The sequence below is a fragment of the Streptomyces sp. NPDC053474 genome (assembly GCF_044544845.1).
Classification (GTDB): Bacteria; Actinomycetota; Actinomycetes; order Streptomycetales; family Streptomycetaceae; genus Streptomyces.
Window position 1 is genome coordinate 382496 of record NZ_JBITXV010000007.1, and the last position, 18699, is coordinate 401194.

Consider the following 18699-nt stretch of genomic DNA (forward strand, 5'->3'; position numbering starts at 1 on the left):
GGCTCAGTTGGTGCGGCGCAGGGCCTCGGAGAGGCGGCCGGCCGCGTCGATGACGGCCTGGGCGTGCATGCGGCCCGGGTGCCGGGTCAGGCGCTCGATGGGGCCCGAGACGGAGACCGCCGCCACCACGCGGTTCGAAGGGCCCCGCACCGGCGCGGACACCGAGGCGACGCCCGGCTCCCGCTCACCGATCGACTGGGCCCAGCCCCTGCGGCGCACCCCGGACAGGGCCGTCGCCGTGAAGCGCGCGCCCTGCAGGCCCCGGTGCAGCCGCTCCGGCTCCTCCCAGGCCATCAGGATCTGCGCGGACGAGCCCGCCTTCATGGTGAGCGTCGAGCCGACCGGGACGGTGTCCCTGAGGCCCGAGAGGCGCTCGGCCGCCGCCACGCAGATGCGCATGTCGCCCTGGCGGCGATAGAGCTGGGCGCTCTCGCCCGTGACGTCGCGCAGATGCGTGAGCACCGGGCCCGCCGTGGCGAGCAGCCGGTCCTCGCCCGCCGCCGCAGCCAGCTCGGCCAGGCGCGGGCCGAGGATGAACCGGCCCTGCATGTCCCGCGCCACCATCCGGTGGTGTTCCAGAGCCACGGCGAGCCGGTGCGCCGTGGGTCGTGCGAGTCCGGTGGCCGCGACCAGCCCCGCGAGGGTGGCCGGACCGGACTCCAGAGCGCCCAGGACAAGGGCTGCCTTGTCCAGGACGCCTACGCCGCTAGAGTTGTCCATGAAACGATACTTGCGTCTCACTCTGTGAAACGCAAGTTCAAAATTCCCAGGAACCCGCCACCCTGGAGGAGCGATCCGCCGACCAACGGATCCGCGACCGACGTCCGGCATGCGTGAAGAGGGAGCCGGCGGCGGCGAACTCATTCTCTAGTTGGGCCGGCGCACGACGCCGGTCGGAGGGAAAGCGATGGGTAGGACACTCGCGGAGAAGGTCTGGGACGACCACGTCGTCCGGCGCGCCGAAGGCGAGCCCGACCTCCTCTTCATCGATCTGCACCTGCTGCACGAGGTGACCAGCCCCCAGGCCTTCGACGGCCTGCGGCAGGCGGGCCGCAAGGTGCGGCGGCTCGACCTCACCATCGCGACCGAGGACCACAACACCCCCACCCTCGACATCGACAAGCCCATCGCGGACCCGGTCTCGCGCGCCCAGCTGGAGACCCTGCGCAAGAACTGCGCCGAGTTCGGGGTGCGCCTGCACCCGCTGGGCGACGTCGAGCAGGGCGTCGTCCACGTGGTGGGACCGCAGCTGGGCCTGACCCAGCCCGGCACCACGGTGGTCTGCGGCGACTCCCACACCTCCACCCACGGCGCCTTCGGCGCCCTCGCGTTCGGCATCGGCACCTCCCAGGTCGAGCACGTGCTCGCCACCCAGACCCTGCCGATGGCCCGCCCCAAGACGATGGCCATCACCGTCGACGGCGAACTGCCCGAGGGCGTCACGGCCAAGGACCTCATCCTCGCCATCATCGCGAAGATCGGCACCGGCGGCGGCCAGGGCTACGTCATCGAGTACCGCGGCTCCGCCATCGAGAAGCTGTCGATGGAAGCCCGCATGACCATCTGCAACATGTCCATCGAGGCGGGTGCCCGCGCCGGCATGATCGCCCCGGACGAGACGACCTTCGCCTACATCCAGGGCCGCGCCCACGCCCCGCAGGGCGCGGACTGGGACGCCGCCGTGGCGTACTGGAAGACCCTGCGGAGCGACGACGACGCCGTCTTCGACGCCGAGGTCCGTATCGACGCCGCCTCCCTGGCGCCGTTCGTCACCTGGGGCACCAACCCGGGCCAGGGCCTGCCGCTGTCCGCGAGCGTCCCCGACCCGGCTTCGTACGAGGACGCTTCGGAGCGCCTCGCCGCCGAAAAGGCCCTGGAGTACATGGGGTTGAGCGCAGGGCAGCGGCTGCGGGACATCGAGGTCGACACCGTCTTCGTAGGCTCCTGCACCAACGGGCGCATCGAGGACCTGCGCTCGGCGGCCGCCGTGATCGAGGGGCGCAAAGTCGCCGACGGCGTACGGATGCTGGTCGTGCCCGGCTCGGTGCGGGTCGCCCTGCAGGCCGTCGACGAGGGCCTGGACAAGGTCTTCACCGCGGCGGGCGCCGAATGGCGGCACGCGGGCTGCTCGATGTGCCTGGGCATGAACCCCGACCAACTCGCGCCCGGCGAGCGCTCCGCCTCCACCTCCAACCGCAACTTCGAGGGCAGGCAGGGCAAGGGCGGCCGCACCCACCTGGTGTCGCCCCAGGTGGCCGCCGCCACCGCGGTGACCGGCCGTCTGGCCGCGCCCGCCGACCTCACCGACACCCCCGCGACCGCCGGAGTCTGATCAGCCATGGAAGCCTTCACCACCCACACCGGCCGGGCCGTCCCGCTGCGCCGCAGCAATGTCGACACCGACCAGATCATCCCCGCCCACTGGCTGAAGAAGGTCACCCGCGACGGCTTCGAGGACGGGCTCTTCGAGGCCTGGCGCAAGAGTGACGACTTCGTCCTCAACCAGCCGGAGCGCCAGGGAGCCACCGTCCTGGTCGCGGGCCCCGACTTCGGCACCGGATCCTCCCGCGAGCACGCCGTCTGGGCGCTCCAGAACTACGGCTTCAAGACCGTCATCTCCTCCCGCTTCGCCGACATCTTCCGGGGCAACTCGCTCAAGAACGGGCTGCTCACGGTGGTCCTCGAGCAGGAGACCGTGGACGCCCTGTGGGCCCTGACGGAGGCGGATCCCGCCGTCGAGATCACCGTTGACCTGCGGGATCGCCAGGTTCGGGCCCCCGGGATCACGGCGGACTTCGAGCTCGACGAGAACGCCCGCTGGCGGCTGCTCAACGGCCTGGACGACATCAGCATCACGCTCCAGAACGAGGCGGACATCGCGGCCTACGAAGCCCTCCGCCCCACCCACAAGCCGAGCACCGCGCGGGTCTGACACCCCCTCGCCGACGGCCGCGCGGGCCGCGACCCACCCGATGTACCCCCAATCGTGGACGGTTGGGGGTACATCCGTGTCCGGCCCCTTTCCGGTCCCCTTTGACCCCCGATGACCTGAACGGGTGGTCTCAACTGCCTTGAAGCGAAGGGAAGAAGAGGCTGGAAATCCCCTTGCACACCGTGGGTGCGGGTATCCTCAGGAAGGCGCCGGGCGGGGGTAGTTACCCCCTGCGGAGGCGACAACTCGCCCCAGATGGCACAATCGGTGCATGGGACGCGACGACCAACTCGAGCTCTACGGACTCGTCGCGGACCGGCTGAAGGAAGCGCACTCCCGAGTGCGCGCACTGCAAGTCCCGGAGGGCGTACGGATGGCGCTGACCCGGAAGCTGCTGGTCATTACGGCCGCGGCCAAACACGATCTCGCCGATGCGGCAAGGCGTCTGGAGCGATTGATGGCGTACCTCGACGAGGGCGACGAGGGCCGAATCCCCGAAGACGACTGAGCGTCAAGCCTCAACGGACCTTCGAGGAACTCCTCGAGAGTCCAGAACGTTGCGGCACAAGGGTGATTAGCCCGTTTCGTGTTTGATTTGCGGTATATATCTGCCTAACGTGCGAAAAAGCCTGGCGCATTCGCTTCAGGCAATGTCTCCGAAGGGGAAGACGTGAACAAGGCGCAGCTCGTAGAAGCGATTGCCGACAAGGTCGGTGGCCGTCAGCAGGCCGCCGACGCCGTGGACGCGGTTCTGGACGCCATCGTCCGTGCCGTGGTCGGCGGAGACCGGGTTTCGGTCACCGGCTTCGGCTCGTTCGAGAAGGTCGACCGCCCGGCCCGGTACGCCCGCAACCCGCAGACCGGTGAGCGCGTGCGGGTCAAGAAGACCTCGGTGCCGCGCTTCCGCGCGGGCCAGGGCTTCAAGGACCTGGTGAGCGGCTCGAAGAAGCTCCCGAAGAACGACGTCGCGGTCAAGAAGGCCCCGAAGGGCAGCCTGTCCGGCGGCAGCACCAAGTCGACGGTCAAGAAGGCCGCCGCGAAGAAGGCCACCACCGCCAAGAAGGCCACGGCGGCGAAGAAGACCACCACGGCCAAGAAGGCGACGGCGGCGAAGAAGACCACCACCGCCAAGAAGGCCACGACGGCCAAGAAGGCGACGGCCACGAAGAAGGCCACCACGGCCAAGAAGGCGACCCCGGCCAAGAAGGCCGCCACGACCGCGAAGAAGGCGGCCCCGGCCAAGAAGGCCACCACCGCCAAGAAGGCCGCGGCGAAGAAGGCCCCCGCCAAGAAGGCCACGGCCAAGAAGGCGCCCGCCAAGAAGTCCACGGCGCGCAAGACCACCGCCAAGAAGACCACTGCCCGCAAGCGCTAGGGGCACTGGGGTACTCACGCGCCGGGCCGGGCTCCCGCTGGGGAGCCCGGCCCGCGGCGCGTGCACAGCGGCGAACGTATACGAAGTGTGGCGCCTACGAAGTACGGCGTCTACGAAGTGCGGCGCCTATGAAGCGCGGCGTCTACGAAGCGCGGCGTTCCGGGCCGTGGCTCAGAACGTCTGGAGCGTGACCAGCGTGATCCGGCGGGCCTCGCCCTCGCCGGTCACCTCGATCCGCACCCGCTGCCCCGCGCGCAGCAGGCGCAGCCCGCCCGCGTCGAAGGCCGGGGCGTCGAAGGGCACCGGAGTGCCGTCGTCGAGCAGCACGCTGCCGGTGCGGGTGTCGGAGTCGTACGTGTACGCGGTGGCCTGCATGAGCAGAAGCGTACTCAGTCCGCGATGAGCAGCCCGGCCGCCGCCGCGGCCGTGCGCGGGCCCACGCCGAGCGCGAGCGCGGCCCGCAGGTCGCCTCCGGTGTCCACGTCCTGGCGTACGGAATCCACGTCGGCGAGCGCCAGTTCCACGGCCCCCGACGCCGTGTGCCGGGCCCGGGAATCCGGGCCGAAAAGGGGCCGCAATTCCGTGCCGGGGGATCCGCACAGGAGCGTGGTGCCGATTCCCGCGGCATCGGGGAGAAACGCGCGGGGAAAAGCGGTGGCACGGTCGAGGGCGCGGGTCAATTCGGCGGGGCGCAGGGCGGGCAGATCGGCGTTCAGGGCCGCCACGGGGGCATCGGGCCGGGCCGCGCGGACCACCGCGGTGCCGTGGTCGAGGGCGGCGTTGAGCCCCGTTCCCGGAGTGTCGGGGGCGATGCGGGCGCCGAGTGCGGCCAGTTCACGGCCCGCCCTGGCGTCATCAGTGACGACCACCACATCCCTTACCGCCGTACTGGCGAGGGCGGCCGCCACCGTGTCCTCGGCGAAGGCCAGGGCGAGCGCGGGCCGCAGCCCCTCGCCCGCGGCGGGAGTGAGCCTGCTCTTGGCCCGTGCCAGGGGTTTGAGCGGTATCACCAGGGTCCAGTGCACGGGCGCTCCGTCCTTCGCGTCGCGCCCATTGTGGCCTGCCGGGAGTGCGGCGCCAGGGGCCGGGGTCGACGAAATGGCCGGTCAGCGAGGTGCCGGGGCGGCGTGGAGGCGGTGGCGGCGGACGGGTGGGCGTACGGTGTTCTCGACAGGACGGCAGCCTGGGGCGACACTTGTGCGGCCGACCAGGCTCATGGAGGAAGGTGTCCGAGTGTCCCGCCGCAGAATCGGCTTCTGGTACCGCCTGGCGGCCGTGATCTGTAAACCGCCGCTGCTGGTTCTGTTCAAGCGGGACTGGCGGGGAATGCAGAACATCCCGGCCGATGGCGGTTTTATCACCGCCGTGAACCACAATTCGTATCTGGACCCGTTGGTCTACGCCCACTTTCAGTACAACACCGGGCGGGTCCCGCGTTTCCTCGCCAAGCACGGCCTCTTCAAGAAGGGGTTCGTCGGGGCGGTCATGCGCGGCACGGGCCAGATCCCGGTCTACCGCGAGACCACCAACGCGCTCAGCGCCTTCCGGGCCGCGATCGACGCCGTCGAGCGCGGCGAGTGCGTCGCCTTCTACCCCGAGGGCACCCTCACCCGCGACCCGGACCTGTGGCCCATGACGGGCAAGACGGGTGTGGCACGCGTCGCCCTCCAGACGAAGCGTCCGGTCATCCCCATCGCCCAGTGGGGCGCCAACCACGTCCTGCCGCCGTACGCCAAGAAGCCCCGGCTCCTGCCGCGCAAGACGCACCAGGTCCTCGTCGGCGAGCCGGTGGACCTGGCGCGCTTCTACGACAAGGAGATGACCCCCGACCTCCTGAAGGAGGCCACGGAGGCCATCATGACGGACATCACCGCCCTCCTGGAGGAACTGCGCGGCGAGAAGGCCCCGCAGAAGCGCTACGACCCGCGCGAGGCGCGGATCGCGCAGCGCCGCAAGGCCCGGGGCGCCGACGCCGGGCAGGGCCCCAGCGGCCTTACGGAGCAGGGCAGTTCACAGCAGGGCAGCGCGGAGGAGAGCAAGTGACCCGATCCCTGAAGGCCGCCGTCTTCGGCTCGGGGTCGTGGGGGACGGCCTTCGGCATGGTCCTCGCCGACGCGGGCTGCGACGTCACCCTGTGGGGCCGCCGCGCCGGACTGGCCGACGCGGTCAACTCCACCCGCACGAACCCGGACTACCTCCCCGGCGTCGAACTGCCGCGGAACCTGCGCGCCACCACCGACCCCGCCGAGGCCGCCGACGGCGCGGACTTCACCGTGCTCGCCGTGCCCTCGCAGACGCTGCGCGCCAACCTCGCCGCCTGGACGCCGCTGCTCGCGCCCGACACCGTCCTCGTCTCCCTGATGAAGGGCGTCGAACTCGGCTCCGCCATGCGGATGAGCGAGGTCATCGAGGACGTCACCAAGGCCGCCGCCGAGCGCGTCGCGGTCGTCACCGGGCCGAACCTCGCCCGCGAGATCGCCGCCCGGCAGCCCGCCGCGTCCGTCGTCGCCTGCCGCGACGAAGCCGTGGCCCAGCGGCTCCAGGCCGCCTGCCACACCCCCTACTTCCGGCCGTACACCAACACCGACGTGGTCGGCTGCGAGCTGGGCGGCGCCGTGAAGAACGTCATCGGGCTCGCCGTGGGCATCGCCGACGGCATGGGGCTCGGCGACAACACCAAGGGCTCCCTCATCACGCGCGGGCTCGCCGAGACCACCCGGCTCGGCCTCGCGATGGGCGCGGACCCGCTGACCTTCGCCGGGCTCGCGGGCCTCGGCGACCTGGTGGCCACCTGCTCCTCGCCCCTGTCGCGCAACCACACCTTCGGCACCAACCTCGGCAAGGGCATGACCCTGGAGGAGACCATCGCGGTCACCAAGCAGACCGCCGAGGGCGTCAAGTCCTGCGAGTCCGTGCTGGACCTGGCCCGCAGGCACGGCGTCGACATGCCCATCACGGAGACCGTCGTGGGCATCGTGCACGAGGGCACCCCGCCGATGGTCGCGCTCAAGGAGCTGATGGCGCGCAGCGCCAAACCGGAGCGCTGAGCGCTGTGCCTGAGCGGCGCCGGGCCCGCGCCCCTTCGGGGCGCATGCCGTGGGCGGCGCGCTCACGTTGCCTGGGGCAGCGGGTACGCTCAACGCGATATGAGCAGCGAGAACCTCCCCCAGAGCCCTCAGCGGAGCCCCGAGCCGGGCGCCGAGCCGACCCGGAAGCCGCGCGTCGCCGTCGTGTTCGGCGGCCGCAGCTCGGAGCACGGCATCTCCGTCGTCACCGCCGGTGCCGTCCTGCGCGCCATCGACCGCGGCAAGTACGACGTGCTCCCCATCGGCATCACCACGGACGGCCGCTGGGCGCTGACCGCCGACGAGCCCGAGCGGATGGCCATCACCGACCGCAAGGTGCCCAACGTCGCCGACCTGGCCGAGTCCGCCGACGGCGGCGTGGTCCTGCCGCTGGACCCCGGCAACCGCGAGGTCGTCTACAGCGAGCCCGGCTCCGTGCCCAAGGCGCTCGGCGAGGTGGACGTCGTCTTCCCGATGCTGCACGGACCCTACGGCGAGGACGGCACCCTCCAGGGCCTGCTCGAACTGTCCGGCGTGCCGTACGTGGGCGCGGGCGTGCTCGCCTCGGCCGTCGGCCAGGACAAGGAGTACATGAAGCGCGTCTTCACCTCCTTCGGCCTGTCCGTCGGCCCGTACCTGGTGATCCGGCCGCGCGAGTGGGAGAGCGACGAGAAGGGCGCCCGCGCGCGGATCGCGGACTTCGCGGGCGAGCACGGCTGGCCCCTGTTCATCAAGCCCGCGCGCGCGGGCTCCTCGATCGGCATCACCAAGGTCGATTCCTTCGAGGGCCTCGACGAGGCGATCGCGGAGGCCCAGCGCCACGACCCGAAGATCATCGTGGAGGCCCTGCTCCGCGGCCGCGAGATCGAGTGCGGCGTCCTGGAGTTCGAGGAAGGACCGCGCGCCAGCGTGCCCGCCGAGATCCCGCCGGTCCAGGCGCACGACTACTACGACTTCGAGGCGAAGTACATCGACTCGACGCCCGGCATCGTGCCCGCCCCGCTGACGCCCGAGGAGACCGCCGAGGTCCAGCGGCTCGCGGTCGAGGCCTTCGAGGCCGCCTCCTGCGAGGGGCTGGTGCGCGCCGACTTCTTCCTCACCGAGGACGGCCGGTTCGTGATCAACGAGATCAACACGATGCCTGGCTTCACGCCGATCTCCATGTATCCGCAGATGTGGGAGAAGAGCGGGGTCTCCTACGAGGAACTCGTGGATCGGTTGATTCAGGCGGCGCTGCGGCGCTCCACGGGGTTGCGCTAGCGCGCGGCGTCGGGGGCGGCTCGCCTCTCGGGGCGACTGCGGGCCGTCTCGGGCTTGGCGCGCAGTTCCCCGCGCCCCTTCGGGGGCGCTCCTGTACCGGGCGCCTTCCCGTAGGAGAGTGCCCTTGCTACGCGATTCCTTCCGGGATTGACTTCTTGATGGGGGCGGCGAAGTCCGTGAGGGGGCTCACGCCGGCCCCCGTCCGCTGCTCGGGGATGGTCACCTCGACGTAGGCCTTGCGCAGCGTCGTGGTGAAGCGGAACGAACCGTCCGTCTGCTTCTCCAGCAGCCAGCCCACGCCGTTCACGGTCACGCCGTCGGCTTCGGGATCGTTCATCTTCGCCGGTCGCGGCACCCCGCAGCGCAGTATGATCGCCGGGTCCCCCCACCCTGCGGTGAGCGGCGACGCGGGCTTCGGGTCACGCCGGTCGAGCCCGTCCACCTCGCGCGGCAGTCGCTCGTCCAAGTTCCGGCACAGCTCGGTGACGCCGGCGCCCGGCGAGGGAACCGCGGCCGTCCCCCCGTCGTCCGTTGAGGAGCAGCCCGCGCATGCGATCAGCAGTGCGAGGGCGGACAGCCCGAGCGGGAGGCGGAGCCGGCGGGAAACGTTCACCGGCCAAGGGTAGACGGGGGCTACAAGTGCACGACCGGGCAGGTCAGGGTGCGGGTGATGCCGTCCACTTGCTGGACCTTGGCGACCACCATGCGGCCGAGTTCGTCCACCGTGTCCGCCTGGGCGCGCACGATGACATCGTAGGGACCGGTCACGTCCTCGGCCTGGATCACTCCCGGGATCTTGCCGATCAGCTCGGCGACGGTCGACGCCTTGCCGACCTCGGTCTGGATCAGGATGTACGCCTGTACCACGGAACCTCCAGGGCGGCCACGAGGATCATGTGGGGAGAAGGGACGCCACGGTACCGCGTCGCCGCTCGTCACGGGGAGACCCGGGGGAGCCGCGCCGCGCACATCACGGCGGACGGACAACAGAGGTTGACGGTCACGTCGACCGTACCGACGACAGGGACGGCTCGCGACCGCAAGCGGACCGCGGCAGAAGGAGCAGCACGCGCATGAAGGGCACCGTCGGCGAGTTGGGGGAGTTCGGGCTCATCAAGGAGCTCACCTCGCGGCTCACCTCCACTCCGGCCGTACGCCTCGGCCCCGGTGACGACGCCGCGGTCGTGGCCGCCCCGGACCGCAGGGTCGTGGCGAGCACCGACATCCTCCTGGAGGGACGGCACTTCCGCCGCGACTGGTCCACGGCGTACGACGTGGGCCGCAAGGCCGCCGCCCAGAACCTCGCGGACATCGCCGCCATGGGCGCCGTGCCGACCGCGATCCTGCTCGGCCTCGTCGTCCCCGCCGAACTCCCCGCGAGCTGGCCCACCGAGCTCATGGACGGCCTGCGCGACGAGTGCCAGGTGGCGGGCGCCGCCGTCGTCGGCGGCGACGTCGTGCGCGGCGACACCATCACCGTCTCGATCACCGCCCTCGGCGATCTGCGCAACCACGAACCCGTCACGCGCGCGGGCGCGCAGCCCGGCGACACGGTCGCCGTCACGGGCTGGCTCGGCTGGTCCGCCGCGGGCCACGCGGTGCTCTCCCGGGGCTTCCGCTCGCCGCGCGCCTTCGTGGAGGCCCACCGCAGGCCCGAACCGCCGTACCACGCGGGCCCCGCGGCCGCCGGGCTCGGCGCCACCGCCATGACGGACGTCAGCGACGGCCTGATCGCCGACCTCGGCCACATCGCGGAGGCCAGCAAGGTGCGCATCGACGTCCGCTCCGGGGACGTGGACGTGCCCTCGCAGATGAACGACATCGCCCAGGCGGTCGGCATCGACCCGCTCCAGTGGGTGCTCAACGGCGGCGAGGACCACGCGATCGTCGCCACGTTCCCCTCCGACGTGAAGCTGCCCGCCCGCTGGAAGGTCATCGGCGAGGTCCTCAACCCCTCGGCGATGCCGCAGGTGACCGTGGACGGCGCGCCGTGGACCAGCAAGGGCTGGGACCACTTCGGGGACAACGGAGGCCACGACTGATGGAGCCGCTGAGCGAGCCCCGGGGGGAGTCGCCGAGGCGGCCGGGCCTCGCGCCGCCCCGGGTGCTGACCGTCGCGGGCTCCGACTCCGGCGGCGGGGCCGGGATCCAGGCCGATCTGAAGACCATGCTGGCGCTCGGCACCCATGGCATGAGCGTGCTCACCGCCGTGACCGCGCAGAACTCCCTGGGCGTCCAGGGAGCCTGGGAGCTGCCCGTCGAGGCGGTGCGCGCCCAGTACCGCAGCGTCGTCGACGACATCGGCGTACAGGCCGTGAAGACCGGCATGCTGGCCTCGGCCGAACTGGTCGAGGCGGTCGCCGAGTTGCTCGCGGGCACCGACGCCCCGGCCGTCGTCGACCCCGTCGGCGTCTCCAAGCACGGCGACGCGCTGCTCGCCGCCTCCGCCCTGGACTCCGTCCGCACGAAGCTGCTCCCCGTCGCCACGGTCGCCACGCCGAACCTGGACGAAGTGGCGCAACTCACGGGCCTGCGCGTGGAGTCCGAGGGCGACATGCGGCGGGCCGCCGCGGCCCTACTCGCGTACGGGCCCCGGTGGGTGCTCGTCAAGGGCGGCCACCTGCCCGGCGGCCAGGACGCCGTGGACCTGCTCACCGACGGCTCCGAGGAGCACTGGCTGCGGTCCGCGCGCCACGACAACCGCCACACGCACGGCACCGGCTGCACCCTCGCCAGCGCCCTCGCGGCCCACCTCGCCCAGGGCCGCTCCGTGCCCGAGGCCGCGCGGGCCGCCAAGGAGTACGTCACCGGGGCGATCGCCGCCGGGTTCGCCCTCGGCGACGGCATCGGCCCCGTGGATCACGGCTGGCGATTCCGGGACGGCTCCTGAGCCACCCACGAGGACGTGCGCGCACACCAGCGCCGCCCGCGCCCTGTGCGCACGGAGCGTGCTGGTGCGCGTACGGGAAGTACTGACGTCGGCGCGCGAAAAAGCCGGCCCCCGAGGGGACCGGCCTTCCGGTAACCGGCCAGGTGGCCGCGCAGAACTAGCGTCAGCGCGAGACCTTGCCGGCCTTGATGCACGAGGTGCAGGCATTGAGCCGCTTCGGCGTCCCGCCGACCACGGCACGCACGCGCTGGATGTTCGGGTTCCAGCGACGGGGCGTACGGCGGTGCGAGTGCGAGATGTTGTTGCCGAAGCCCGGCCCCTTGCCGCAGACGTCGCAGTTGGCAGCCACGGGTCACTCCAAAGACTTCAGATGCACTTACGGTTAAACCCGGCATGCCGGGATCAGAGCGAATGATCTGGGTGGCGGTGCCAGGGGAATGTCCCGATGTGTATCGGGCAACCGGAGCAGCATACAACGACTGCTTCGGTACAACGAAACTACCATGTCTCGCCCGGGGCCCGCCCCGCGCTCCCCTCCCGCACCGGGTCTACGCTGCGTCTCATCCCGCTGAACCGGCCGTTCCGGACGCTCTCTAGGAGGCGACAGTTGCCGCAGGACCTCGACGCGGTCGCGATCCGCGCCTGGAGCGCACTGGCTCTGGACGCGCTGGGGCAGGCCCGCGAGGAGATCGACGCGATCAACGTCTATCCGGTCGCGGACGCGGACACCGGGACCAACCTCTACTTGACCATGGAGTCGGCGACCCGGGCGGTCGACGCCGTCTTCACGGGCCTGGAGCCCGCCGGGCCCACCCGGGCCGAGGCCGTGCGCGCGCTGGCGCACGGGGCCCTGATCGGGGCCCGCGGCAACTCGGGCACGATCCTCGCGCAGCTGCTGCGGGGCATGGCGCAGGTGCTGGCCGACGACGAGCGCGCGCCGGGCCCCGCGGGTGACGCACCTCACGCGGACGGGGAGCGCCTGGCGCTGGCGCTGCGGCGCGCGGCCCAGTCCGCGTACCAGGCGGTCGCCCACCCCGTGGAGGGGACGGTCCTGACGGTCGCCAGGGCGGCCGCGGAGGCGGCCGGGGCCGGGCGGCCCGCGGGGCAGCCTGCGGACGACTGCGCCACGGTGGCCCGCGCGGCCTACGACGGCGCCCGCGCGGCCCTGGCCGCGACGCCGGACCAGCTGGCGGTGCTCGGCCGCGCGGGCGTCGTGGACGCCGGGGGCCGCGGGCTCGTGGCGGTGCTCGGGGCGCTCGTCGGCGCCCTGTCGGGGGAGCACGTGGGCACCCGGAACCCCGCCGCCTGGAACGCCTGGACCTCCGCGAACAGCGGGCCGCGGACGGACGGCCACGCGCGCGTAGAGGGCGCGGAGGGCGCGGACGGCACGGCTGCCCCAGCCGCCGAGTGCGCCGAAGGCGCCGATTCCGGTCCCGCCTTCGAGGTGATCTACCTCCTGGAGGCGGACGACGACGCCGTCGCCCGGCTGCGGACGCGGCTCGACGCCCTCGGCGACTCCCTCGTCGTCGTCGGCGGCGACGGGCTGTGGAACGTGCACGTGCATGTGGACGACGCGGGCGCGGCCGTCGAGGCGGGGGTCGAGGCGGGCAGGCCGTACCGCATCCGCATCACGCACTTCGGCCTCGGCGACGCCCACGCCGTCCGGGCCGCGCAGCCGCCGCGCGAGCGCGCCCAGCGCGGCATCGTGGCCGTCGTCCGCGGCGAGGGCCTGGGAGGCCTGTACGCGGAGGCGGGCGCGACCACCGTCGCGCGCGCGGGGGAGCCGCCCGCGAGCGGCGAGCTGGTCCAGGCAGTCCGCCGCGCCCACGCGCGCGAGGTGGTGCTGCTGCCCAACGACGCCGAGCTGCGGCACACCGCGGCCGCGGCCGCCGAACAGGCCCGCTCCGAAGGCGTGCGCGTCGCCCTGATCCCGACCCGCTCCCCGGTGCAGGGCATCGCGGCGCTCGCCGTGCACGAGCCGGACCGGCGCTTCGACGAGGACGTCGTCGCGATGACGGCGGCGGCCGGGGCCACCCGGTACGCGGAACTGGCCATCGCCGAGCGCCAGTCGTGGACGACCGCGGGCATCTGCCAGGCCGGGGACGTCCTCGGCCTCATCGACGGCGACGTGGCGGTCATCGGGACGGAGGTCCCGGCCACGGCCGAGGTCGTCCTGGACCGGATGCTGGCGGCGGGCGGCGAGATGGTCACGCTGGTCCTGGGCGAGGAGGTCCCGGACGACGTGGCCGAGCGCCTCCAGAAGCACGTGCGCGACGGCCACCTCGCCGTGGACACGGTCCTGTACCGGGGCGGCCCGCAGTCGGCCCTCCTCCTCATCGGCGTGGAGTAGCCCCGGGGCCGTCGTCGGCGTGGAGTAGCCCCGGAGCCGCCCCACGCCCAAGCGGGGCCCGGGTTTGCGGGCCCGGCCCCGGAATGTCAGTGGCGTGGTGTGCAATGGATCTCGTGCACGCGCTCCAAGAACCGCTGAAGAACGCCCTCGGCCAAGCCACCGCCAAGGTCATGGCCGAGCACCTCGACCTGCACACGGTGGGCGACCTCCTGCACCACTACCCCCGCCGCTATGCCGAGCGGGGCGAGCTCACCCGCCTCTCCGACCTCCCGCTGGACGAGCACGTCACGGTCGTGGCCCAGGTGGCGAGCGCCCGCGTCCTGAAGTTCAACGCGGGGCGCGGCCAGCGCCTTGAGGTGACGATCACGGACGGCAGCGGCCAGCTCCAGCTGGTCTTCTTCGGCCGTGGCATCCACAAGCCGCACAAGGACCTGCTCCCCGGCACGCGCGCGATGTTCGCGGGCAAGGTCTCCGTGTTCAACCACAAGATGCAGCTCGCCCACCCCGCGTACGAGCTGCTGCGGGCCGACGGCGAGTCCGCCGCCGAGGCGGTGGACTCCTGGGCGGGCGCGCTCATCCCGATCTACCCGGCCACCGCGAAGCTGGAGTCGTGGAAGATCGCCAAGTCGATCGACGCGGTGCTGCCGAGCGCCCGGGAGGCCCTGGACCCGCTGCCGCCCGCCCTGCGCGAGGGCCGCGGTCTCATCCCGCTCCCCGAGGCCCTCCTCAAGATCCACCGGCCGCACGCGAAGGCGGACGTCGCGACGGCTCGCGACCGCCTGAAGTGGGACGAGGCCTTCGTCCTCCAGGTCGCCCTGGCCCGCCGCCGCTTCGCGGACTCCCAACTGCCCGCCGTCGCCCGCACCCCCCGCCCGGACGGCCTCCTGGACGCCTTCGACGCCAAGCTCCCCTTCGAGCTCACGGACGGCCAGCGCCGCGTCACCACCGAGATCTTCACCGACCTCGCCACGGAACACCCGATGCACCGCCTCCTCCAGGGAGAGGTCGGTTCCGGCAAGACGATGGTCGCCCTGCGCGCCATGCTCGCCGTCGTGGACGCCGGGGGCCAGGCCGCGATGCTCGCGCCCACGGAGGTGCTCGCGCAGCAGCACCACCGGTCGATCACCGAGATGATGGGGGAGCTGGCCGAGGGCGGCATGCTCGGCGGCTGTGAGCACGCCACCAAGGTCACGCTGCTCACCGGGTCCATGGGCGCGGCCGCGCGGCGGCAGGCGCTGCTCGACCTGGTCACCGGCGAGGCCGGGATCGTCATCGGGACGCACGCGCTGATCGAGGACAAGGTGCAGTTCCACGACCTGGGCCTGGTCGTGGTCGACGAGCAGCACCGCTTCGGCGTGGAGCAGCGCGACGCCCTGCGCGGCAAGGGCAAGCAGCCCCCGCACCTGCTGGTGATGACGGCCACGCCCATCCCGCGCACGGTCGCGATGACGGTCTTCGGCGATCTGGAGACCTCCGTGCTCGACCAGCTGCCCGCCGGGCGCTCGCCGATCTCCAGCCATGTCGTCCCGGCCCAGGACAAGCCGCACTTCCTCGCCCGCGCGTGGGAGCGCGTCCGCGAGGAGGTGGAGAACGGCCACCAGGCGTACGTGGTCTGCCCCCGCATCGGCGACGACGAGGACGAGAAGGAAGCGGGCGCGAAGAGGGGCAAGAAGAAGTCCGCGGCGGACGAGGCGGCGGAGGCCGAGAAGCGGCCGCCACTCGCCGTCCTGGACGTAGCCGAGCAGCTCGCCCGCGGCCCGTTGCGGGGCCTGCGGGTCGAGGTCCTGCACGGCCGCATGCAGCCCGACGACAAGGACGCGGTGATGCGCCGCTTCGCCGCGGGCGAGACCCACGTCCTGGTCGCCACCACGGTGATCGAGGTGGGGGTGAACGTGCCGAACGCGACGGCGATGGTGATCATGGACGCCGACCGCTTCGGCGTCTCCCAGCTGCACCAGCTCCGCGGCCGCGTCGGCCGGGGATCCGCCCCCGGCCTGTGCCTGCTCGTCACCGAGATGCCGGAGGCCAGCCCGGCCCGCGCCCGGCTGAACGCGGTGGCGGCGACCCTGGACGGCTTCGAGCTCTCCCGCATCGACCTGGAGCAGCGCCGGGAGGGCGACGTGCTCGGCCAGGCGCAGTCCGGCGTCCGCTCCTCGCTGCGGATGCTCGCCGTCATCGACGACGAGGAGATCATCGCGGCGGCCCGCGAGGAGGCGACCGCCGTGGTCTCCCGCGACCCCGACCTGGAGCACCTGCCCGAGCTCCGCATGACCCTGGACGCCCTCCTGGACGAGGAGCGCGAGCAGTACCTCGACAAGGGGTGACGCGCCGAAACGACCTATCGTGAAGGCAGGCCCCGCCCCGGGGCCCCCGGCAGGGCCCGCCCCCGGGCTCCGCCGCGGAGCCCGCCAGCGGCTCCGGGGCCCGCTCCCGGGCCCCGCCCCGGGCTCCCCTCGCAGCCGAAGGACGCAGAGACCCAGATGACCCGCGTGATCGCCGGTACGGCCGGCGGGCGCCGCCTTTCCGTTCCGCCGGGCAACGGCACCCGGCCCACCTCGGACCGCGCCCGCGAAGGCCTGTTCTCGACCTGGCAGGCCCTCCTGGGCACGCTCGACGGCACCCGCGTCCTCGACCTCTACGCGGGCTCCGGCGCCGTCGGCCTGGAGGCGCTGTCCCGGGGCTCCGCGCACGCCCTGCTCGTCGAGACCGACGCCCGCGCGGTGCGCACGATCCGGGAGAACGTCCGGGCGATCGGCCTGCCCGGCGCCGACGTCCGAGCAGGCAAAGCCGCTCACGTCATCCGGGAAAGCACCCCTAGTGCCCCCTACGACCTGGTGTTCCTCGACCCCCCCTATGCCGTGGGAGATGACGATCTCCGGGAGATCCTGCTCACACTCCGCTCGGGAAGCTGGCTCGCGGACGACGCGCTCGTCACCGTTGAACGCAGTACGAGAGGCGGAGTCTTCGACTGGCCCGACGGCTTCGAGGCACTGAGGTCCCGTCGCTACGGCGAAGGCACGTTTTGGTACGGTCGCGCCGCCTCTACGTGCGACGAACAAGAAATCGCGCCATGACCCGACCGGAGAGCGAGGGACTTCCGTTGCGCCGCGCCGTCTGTCCGGGGTCATTCGACCCCATCACCAATGGACACCTGGACATCATCGCCCGCGCCTCCAAGCTGTACGACGTCGTGCACGTCGCGGTGATGATCAATATGTCGAAGAAGGGCCTCTTCGAGATCGAGGAGCGCATCGACCTGATCCGTCAGGTCACCCGCGAGTTCGGCAACGTGGAAGTGGAGTCGTTCCACGGCCTGTTGGTGGACTTCTGCAAGGAGCGCGACATCCCGGCCATCGTCAAGGGCCTGCGCGCGGTCAGCGACTTCGACTACGAGCTGCAGATGGCCCAGATGAACAACGGCCTCTCCGGCGTCGAGACGCTGTTCGTGCCCACCAACCCGGCCTACAGCTTCCTCTCCTCCTCGCTCGTCAAGGAGGTCGCGTCCTGGGGCGGCGACATCGCGCACCTCGTTCCCCCGGTCGTGCTCGAAGCCCTCAACAAGCGCCTCGCCAAGGGCTGATCAGCGGCTACAGTCGTCCCGTCCGTCTCCCAACAAGCTGTAGAGAGTGGCGAGCCCGCGGTGGACGTGCAGAAGAAGATCGACGAGATCGCCGAGGCGGTCGGCAGCGCCAAGTCCATGCCCATGTCGGCCTCCTGCGTGGTCAACCGCGCGCAGCTCCTGTCGATGCTGGAGGAGGTGCGCCAGGCCCTGCCGGGCTCCCTCGCCCAGGCCCAGGAGCTGATCGGCGGCCGCGAGCAGCTCGTCGAGCGGGCCCGGCAGGAGGCGGACCGGATCATCGAGTCCGCGCACGCGGAGCGCGGCTCGCTGATCTCCGACACGGAGGTCGCGCGCCGCTCCCAGGGCGAGGCCGACCGCATCGTCACCGAGGCCCGCAGGGAGGCCGAGGAGATCCGCGCCGAGGCCGACGACTACGTGGACTCCAAGCTCGCCAACTTCGAGGTCGTCCTCACCAAGACCCTCGGCTCCGTCGGCCGCGGCCGCGAGAAGCTGCTCGGCACGGGCCCCGGCCTGGACGAGCACGGCTTCGCGGACGAGGACGCCCCCGAGCGCAGCCACGACCCGCAGACGCTGCGCCGCGACGCCGACGCGTACGTGGACGCCAAGCTCGGCGCCTTCGAGGCGGTCCTGGCCAAGACCCTGGAGGCCGTCGGCCGGGGCCGTCAGAAGCTCCAGGGCCGCGCCCCCGCGGACGAGCTGAGCGAGCTCGGCGCGCACGCCGAAGCCGGGCGCACGGGCCACACCTCCGACGCCGACTACCTCGCGGACCTCGCCGAGACCCCCGACTCCCCGCGCGCGGGGAGCGCACCGGCGGCCTCGGGCGCCCCTTCCGCACCCCGCGTCCCCGCCCAGGAGCCGTACGCCCCGCCGCGCCCCGACCACCAGCCCGATCCGTACGCCTACGACCAGCAGGGTCAGTACGGTCACCAGGACCAGTACGGCGGGCAGGACCCGTACGCCTACCAGCAGCCCTACGGCCAGCAGGATCCGTACGGCTATCCACAGGACCCGTACGGCTACCAGCGGCAGGAGTACGCCCCGCAGCAGGCGCAGGGCTACGGCCAGCAGAGCCAGGCCCCCGCGGTGCTCGACGAGACCAGCCTCTTCGACACCACCATGATCAGCGCGGAGCAGCTGCGCCAGTACGAGCAGGGACGCTAGGGCCCCTCGCGCCCGGGTCCGGCCGGTTCGCCGGGGCCGGATTGGGACGAGAGCGAATGGTCCAGTATCCTGGCTCTTCGGTCGCG

Annotated in this window: 20 protein-coding genes; 14 read left to right on the forward strand and 6 right to left on the reverse strand. The window is 72.1% G+C overall.

The window, feature by feature from the left end:
- Positions 1-3: 3 nt before the first annotated feature.
- On the reverse strand, positions 4-720 hold the full coding sequence (gene ndgR, locus ACIG3E_RS19370; protein ID WP_138962023.1) for an IclR family transcriptional regulator NdgR: 717 nt from the start codon (positions 718-720) through the stop codon (positions 4-6).
- Between the two features lie 187 nt (positions 721-907).
- Here ndgR and leuC point away from each other — a divergent pair, with 187 nt between their 5' ends.
- The 4 genes from leuC (at position 908) to ACIG3E_RS19390 (ending at position 4307) form a co-directional block, all read left to right on the forward strand.
- A complete protein-coding gene (gene leuC, locus ACIG3E_RS19375; protein WP_399617533.1) occupies positions 908-2332 on the forward strand; it encodes a 3-isopropylmalate dehydratase large subunit in 1425 nt (474 codons plus the stop codon).
- Between the two features lie 6 nt (positions 2333-2338).
- A complete protein-coding gene (gene leuD, locus ACIG3E_RS19380; RefSeq protein ID WP_399617536.1) occupies positions 2339-2932 on the forward strand; it encodes a 3-isopropylmalate dehydratase small subunit in 594 nt (197 codons plus the stop codon).
- A gap of 271 nt (positions 2933-3203) precedes the next feature.
- Positions 3204-3440: a hypothetical protein gene (locus ACIG3E_RS19385; protein ID WP_138962026.1), complete on the forward strand. Its 237-nt coding sequence runs from the start codon at positions 3204-3206 to the stop codon at positions 3438-3440.
- Positions 3441-3602: 162 nt separating this feature from the next.
- The gene (locus ACIG3E_RS19390; RefSeq protein ID WP_399617539.1) at positions 3603-4307 is read left to right on the forward strand and encodes an HU family DNA-binding protein; all 705 of its coding nucleotides are present in this window, start codon (positions 3603-3605) and stop codon (positions 4305-4307) included.
- Positions 4308-4478: 171 nt separating this feature from the next.
- Here ACIG3E_RS19390 and ACIG3E_RS19395 read toward each other — a convergent pair whose 3' ends face one another.
- On the reverse strand, positions 4479-4682 hold the full coding sequence (locus ACIG3E_RS19395) for a hypothetical protein (protein WP_242724107.1): 204 nt from the start codon (positions 4680-4682) through the stop codon (positions 4479-4481).
- Between the two features lie 14 nt (positions 4683-4696).
- Entirely contained in the window at positions 4697-5332 is a 636-nt protein-coding gene (gene cofC / locus ACIG3E_RS19400; protein WP_399617544.1) for a 2-phospho-L-lactate guanylyltransferase, read from the reverse strand.
- Positions 5333-5540: 208 nt separating this feature from the next.
- Here cofC and ACIG3E_RS19405 point away from each other — a divergent pair, with 208 nt between their 5' ends.
- The 3 genes from ACIG3E_RS19405 (at position 5541) to ACIG3E_RS19415 (ending at position 8632) form a co-directional block, all read left to right on the forward strand.
- Positions 5541-6350 carry a lysophospholipid acyltransferase family protein gene (locus tag ACIG3E_RS19405; RefSeq protein WP_399617547.1) on the forward strand — a complete coding sequence of 270 codons (810 nt, stop codon included), beginning with the start codon at positions 5541-5543 and terminating at the stop codon, positions 6348-6350.
- Positions 6347-7354, forward strand: coding sequence for an NAD(P)H-dependent glycerol-3-phosphate dehydrogenase (locus ACIG3E_RS19410; RefSeq protein WP_399617550.1), 1008 nt, complete (start codon positions 6347-6349; stop codon positions 7352-7354). Before ACIG3E_RS19405 ends, ACIG3E_RS19410 begins: the two co-directional genes overlap by 4 nt.
- A gap of 99 nt (positions 7355-7453) precedes the next feature.
- A complete protein-coding gene (locus tag ACIG3E_RS19415; RefSeq protein ID WP_399617553.1) occupies positions 7454-8632 on the forward strand; it encodes a D-alanine--D-alanine ligase family protein in 1179 nt (392 codons plus the stop codon).
- A gap of 127 nt (positions 8633-8759) precedes the next feature.
- Here the strand turns inward: ACIG3E_RS19415 and ACIG3E_RS19420 are convergent, their stop codons facing one another.
- Positions 8760-9245 carry a DUF3515 domain-containing protein gene (locus ACIG3E_RS19420; protein ID WP_399617556.1) on the reverse strand — a complete coding sequence of 162 codons (486 nt, stop codon included), beginning with the start codon at positions 9243-9245 and terminating at the stop codon, positions 8760-8762.
- Positions 9246-9265: 20 nt separating this feature from the next.
- Entirely contained in the window at positions 9266-9499 is a 234-nt protein-coding gene (locus tag ACIG3E_RS19425; protein ID WP_016642988.1) for an Lrp/AsnC family transcriptional regulator, read from the reverse strand.
- Positions 9500-9705: 206 nt separating this feature from the next.
- On the opposite strand from ACIG3E_RS19425, the gene ACIG3E_RS19430 reads away from it, so the two are divergent.
- Positions 9706-10674 (forward strand): thiamine-phosphate kinase, encoded by a 969-nt coding sequence (locus ACIG3E_RS19430; protein WP_138962034.1) that lies wholly within the window; start codon positions 9706-9708, stop codon positions 10672-10674.
- The gene (thiD, locus tag ACIG3E_RS19435) at positions 10674-11522 is read left to right on the forward strand and encodes a bifunctional hydroxymethylpyrimidine kinase/phosphomethylpyrimidine kinase (RefSeq protein ID WP_399617561.1); all 849 of its coding nucleotides are present in this window, start codon (positions 10674-10676) and stop codon (positions 11520-11522) included. Before ACIG3E_RS19430 ends, thiD begins: the two co-directional genes overlap by 1 nt.
- Before the next feature lie 163 nt (positions 11523-11685).
- Here thiD and rpmB read toward each other — a convergent pair whose 3' ends face one another.
- The gene (rpmB, locus tag ACIG3E_RS19440; protein ID WP_030195073.1) at positions 11686-11871 is read right to left on the reverse strand and encodes a 50S ribosomal protein L28; all 186 of its coding nucleotides are present in this window, start codon (positions 11869-11871) and stop codon (positions 11686-11688) included.
- A 258-nt stretch (positions 11872-12129) separates the two neighbouring features.
- Here rpmB and ACIG3E_RS19445 point away from each other — a divergent pair, with 258 nt between their 5' ends.
- The 5 genes from ACIG3E_RS19445 (at position 12130) to ACIG3E_RS19465 (ending at position 18613) form a co-directional block, all read left to right on the forward strand.
- Positions 12130-13872 (forward strand): DAK2 domain-containing protein, encoded by a 1743-nt coding sequence (locus tag ACIG3E_RS19445; protein ID WP_399617564.1) that lies wholly within the window; start codon positions 12130-12132, stop codon positions 13870-13872.
- Between the two features lie 104 nt (positions 13873-13976).
- Positions 13977-16196 (forward strand): ATP-dependent DNA helicase RecG, encoded by a 2220-nt coding sequence (recG, locus tag ACIG3E_RS19450; RefSeq protein ID WP_399617567.1) that lies wholly within the window; start codon positions 13977-13979, stop codon positions 16194-16196.
- 156 nt (positions 16197-16352) lie between these two features.
- Positions 16353-16946, forward strand: coding sequence for a 16S rRNA (guanine(966)-N(2))-methyltransferase RsmD (rsmD, locus tag ACIG3E_RS19455; RefSeq protein ID WP_399617569.1), 594 nt, complete (start codon positions 16353-16355; stop codon positions 16944-16946).
- A 26-nt stretch (positions 16947-16972) separates the two neighbouring features.
- Positions 16973-17452, forward strand: a complete 480-nt coding sequence (gene coaD / locus ACIG3E_RS19460) for a pantetheine-phosphate adenylyltransferase (protein ID WP_212767913.1) — start codon at positions 16973-16975, stop codon at positions 17450-17452.
- A 60-nt stretch (positions 17453-17512) separates the two neighbouring features.
- Positions 17513-18613 carry a cell division initiation protein gene (locus tag ACIG3E_RS19465; protein ID WP_399617572.1) on the forward strand — a complete coding sequence of 367 codons (1101 nt, stop codon included), beginning with the start codon at positions 17513-17515 and terminating at the stop codon, positions 18611-18613.
- Positions 18614-18699 lie beyond the last annotated feature (86 nt).

Excerpts from the sequence above, each read along its gene's own strand:
- ndgR (WP_138962023.1), bottom strand. The coding sequence starts at position 720 with ATGGACAACTCTAGCGGCGTAGGCGTCCTGGACAAGGCAGCCCTTGTC.
- leuC (WP_399617533.1), top strand. The coding sequence starts at position 908 with ATGGGTAGGACACTCGCGGAGAAGGTCTGGGACGACCACGTCGTCCGG.
- leuD (WP_399617536.1), top strand. The coding sequence starts at position 2,339 with ATGGAAGCCTTCACCACCCACACCGGCCGGGCCGTCCCGCTGCGCCGC.
- ACIG3E_RS19385 (WP_138962026.1), top strand. The coding sequence starts at position 3,204 with ATGGGACGCGACGACCAACTCGAGCTCTACGGACTCGTCGCGGACCGG.
- ACIG3E_RS19395 (WP_242724107.1), bottom strand. The coding sequence starts at position 4,682 with ATGCAGGCCACCGCGTACACGTACGACTCCGACACCCGCACCGGCAGC.
- ACIG3E_RS19415 (WP_399617553.1), top strand. The coding sequence starts at position 7,454 with ATGAGCAGCGAGAACCTCCCCCAGAGCCCTCAGCGGAGCCCCGAGCCG.
- ACIG3E_RS19430 (WP_138962034.1), top strand. The coding sequence starts at position 9,706 with ATGAAGGGCACCGTCGGCGAGTTGGGGGAGTTCGGGCTCATCAAGGAG.
- thiD (WP_399617561.1), top strand. The coding sequence starts at position 10,674 with ATGGAGCCGCTGAGCGAGCCCCGGGGGGAGTCGCCGAGGCGGCCGGGC.
- recG (WP_399617567.1), top strand. The coding sequence starts at position 13,977 with ATGGATCTCGTGCACGCGCTCCAAGAACCGCTGAAGAACGCCCTCGGC.
- rsmD (WP_399617569.1), top strand. The coding sequence starts at position 16,353 with ATGACCCGCGTGATCGCCGGTACGGCCGGCGGGCGCCGCCTTTCCGTT.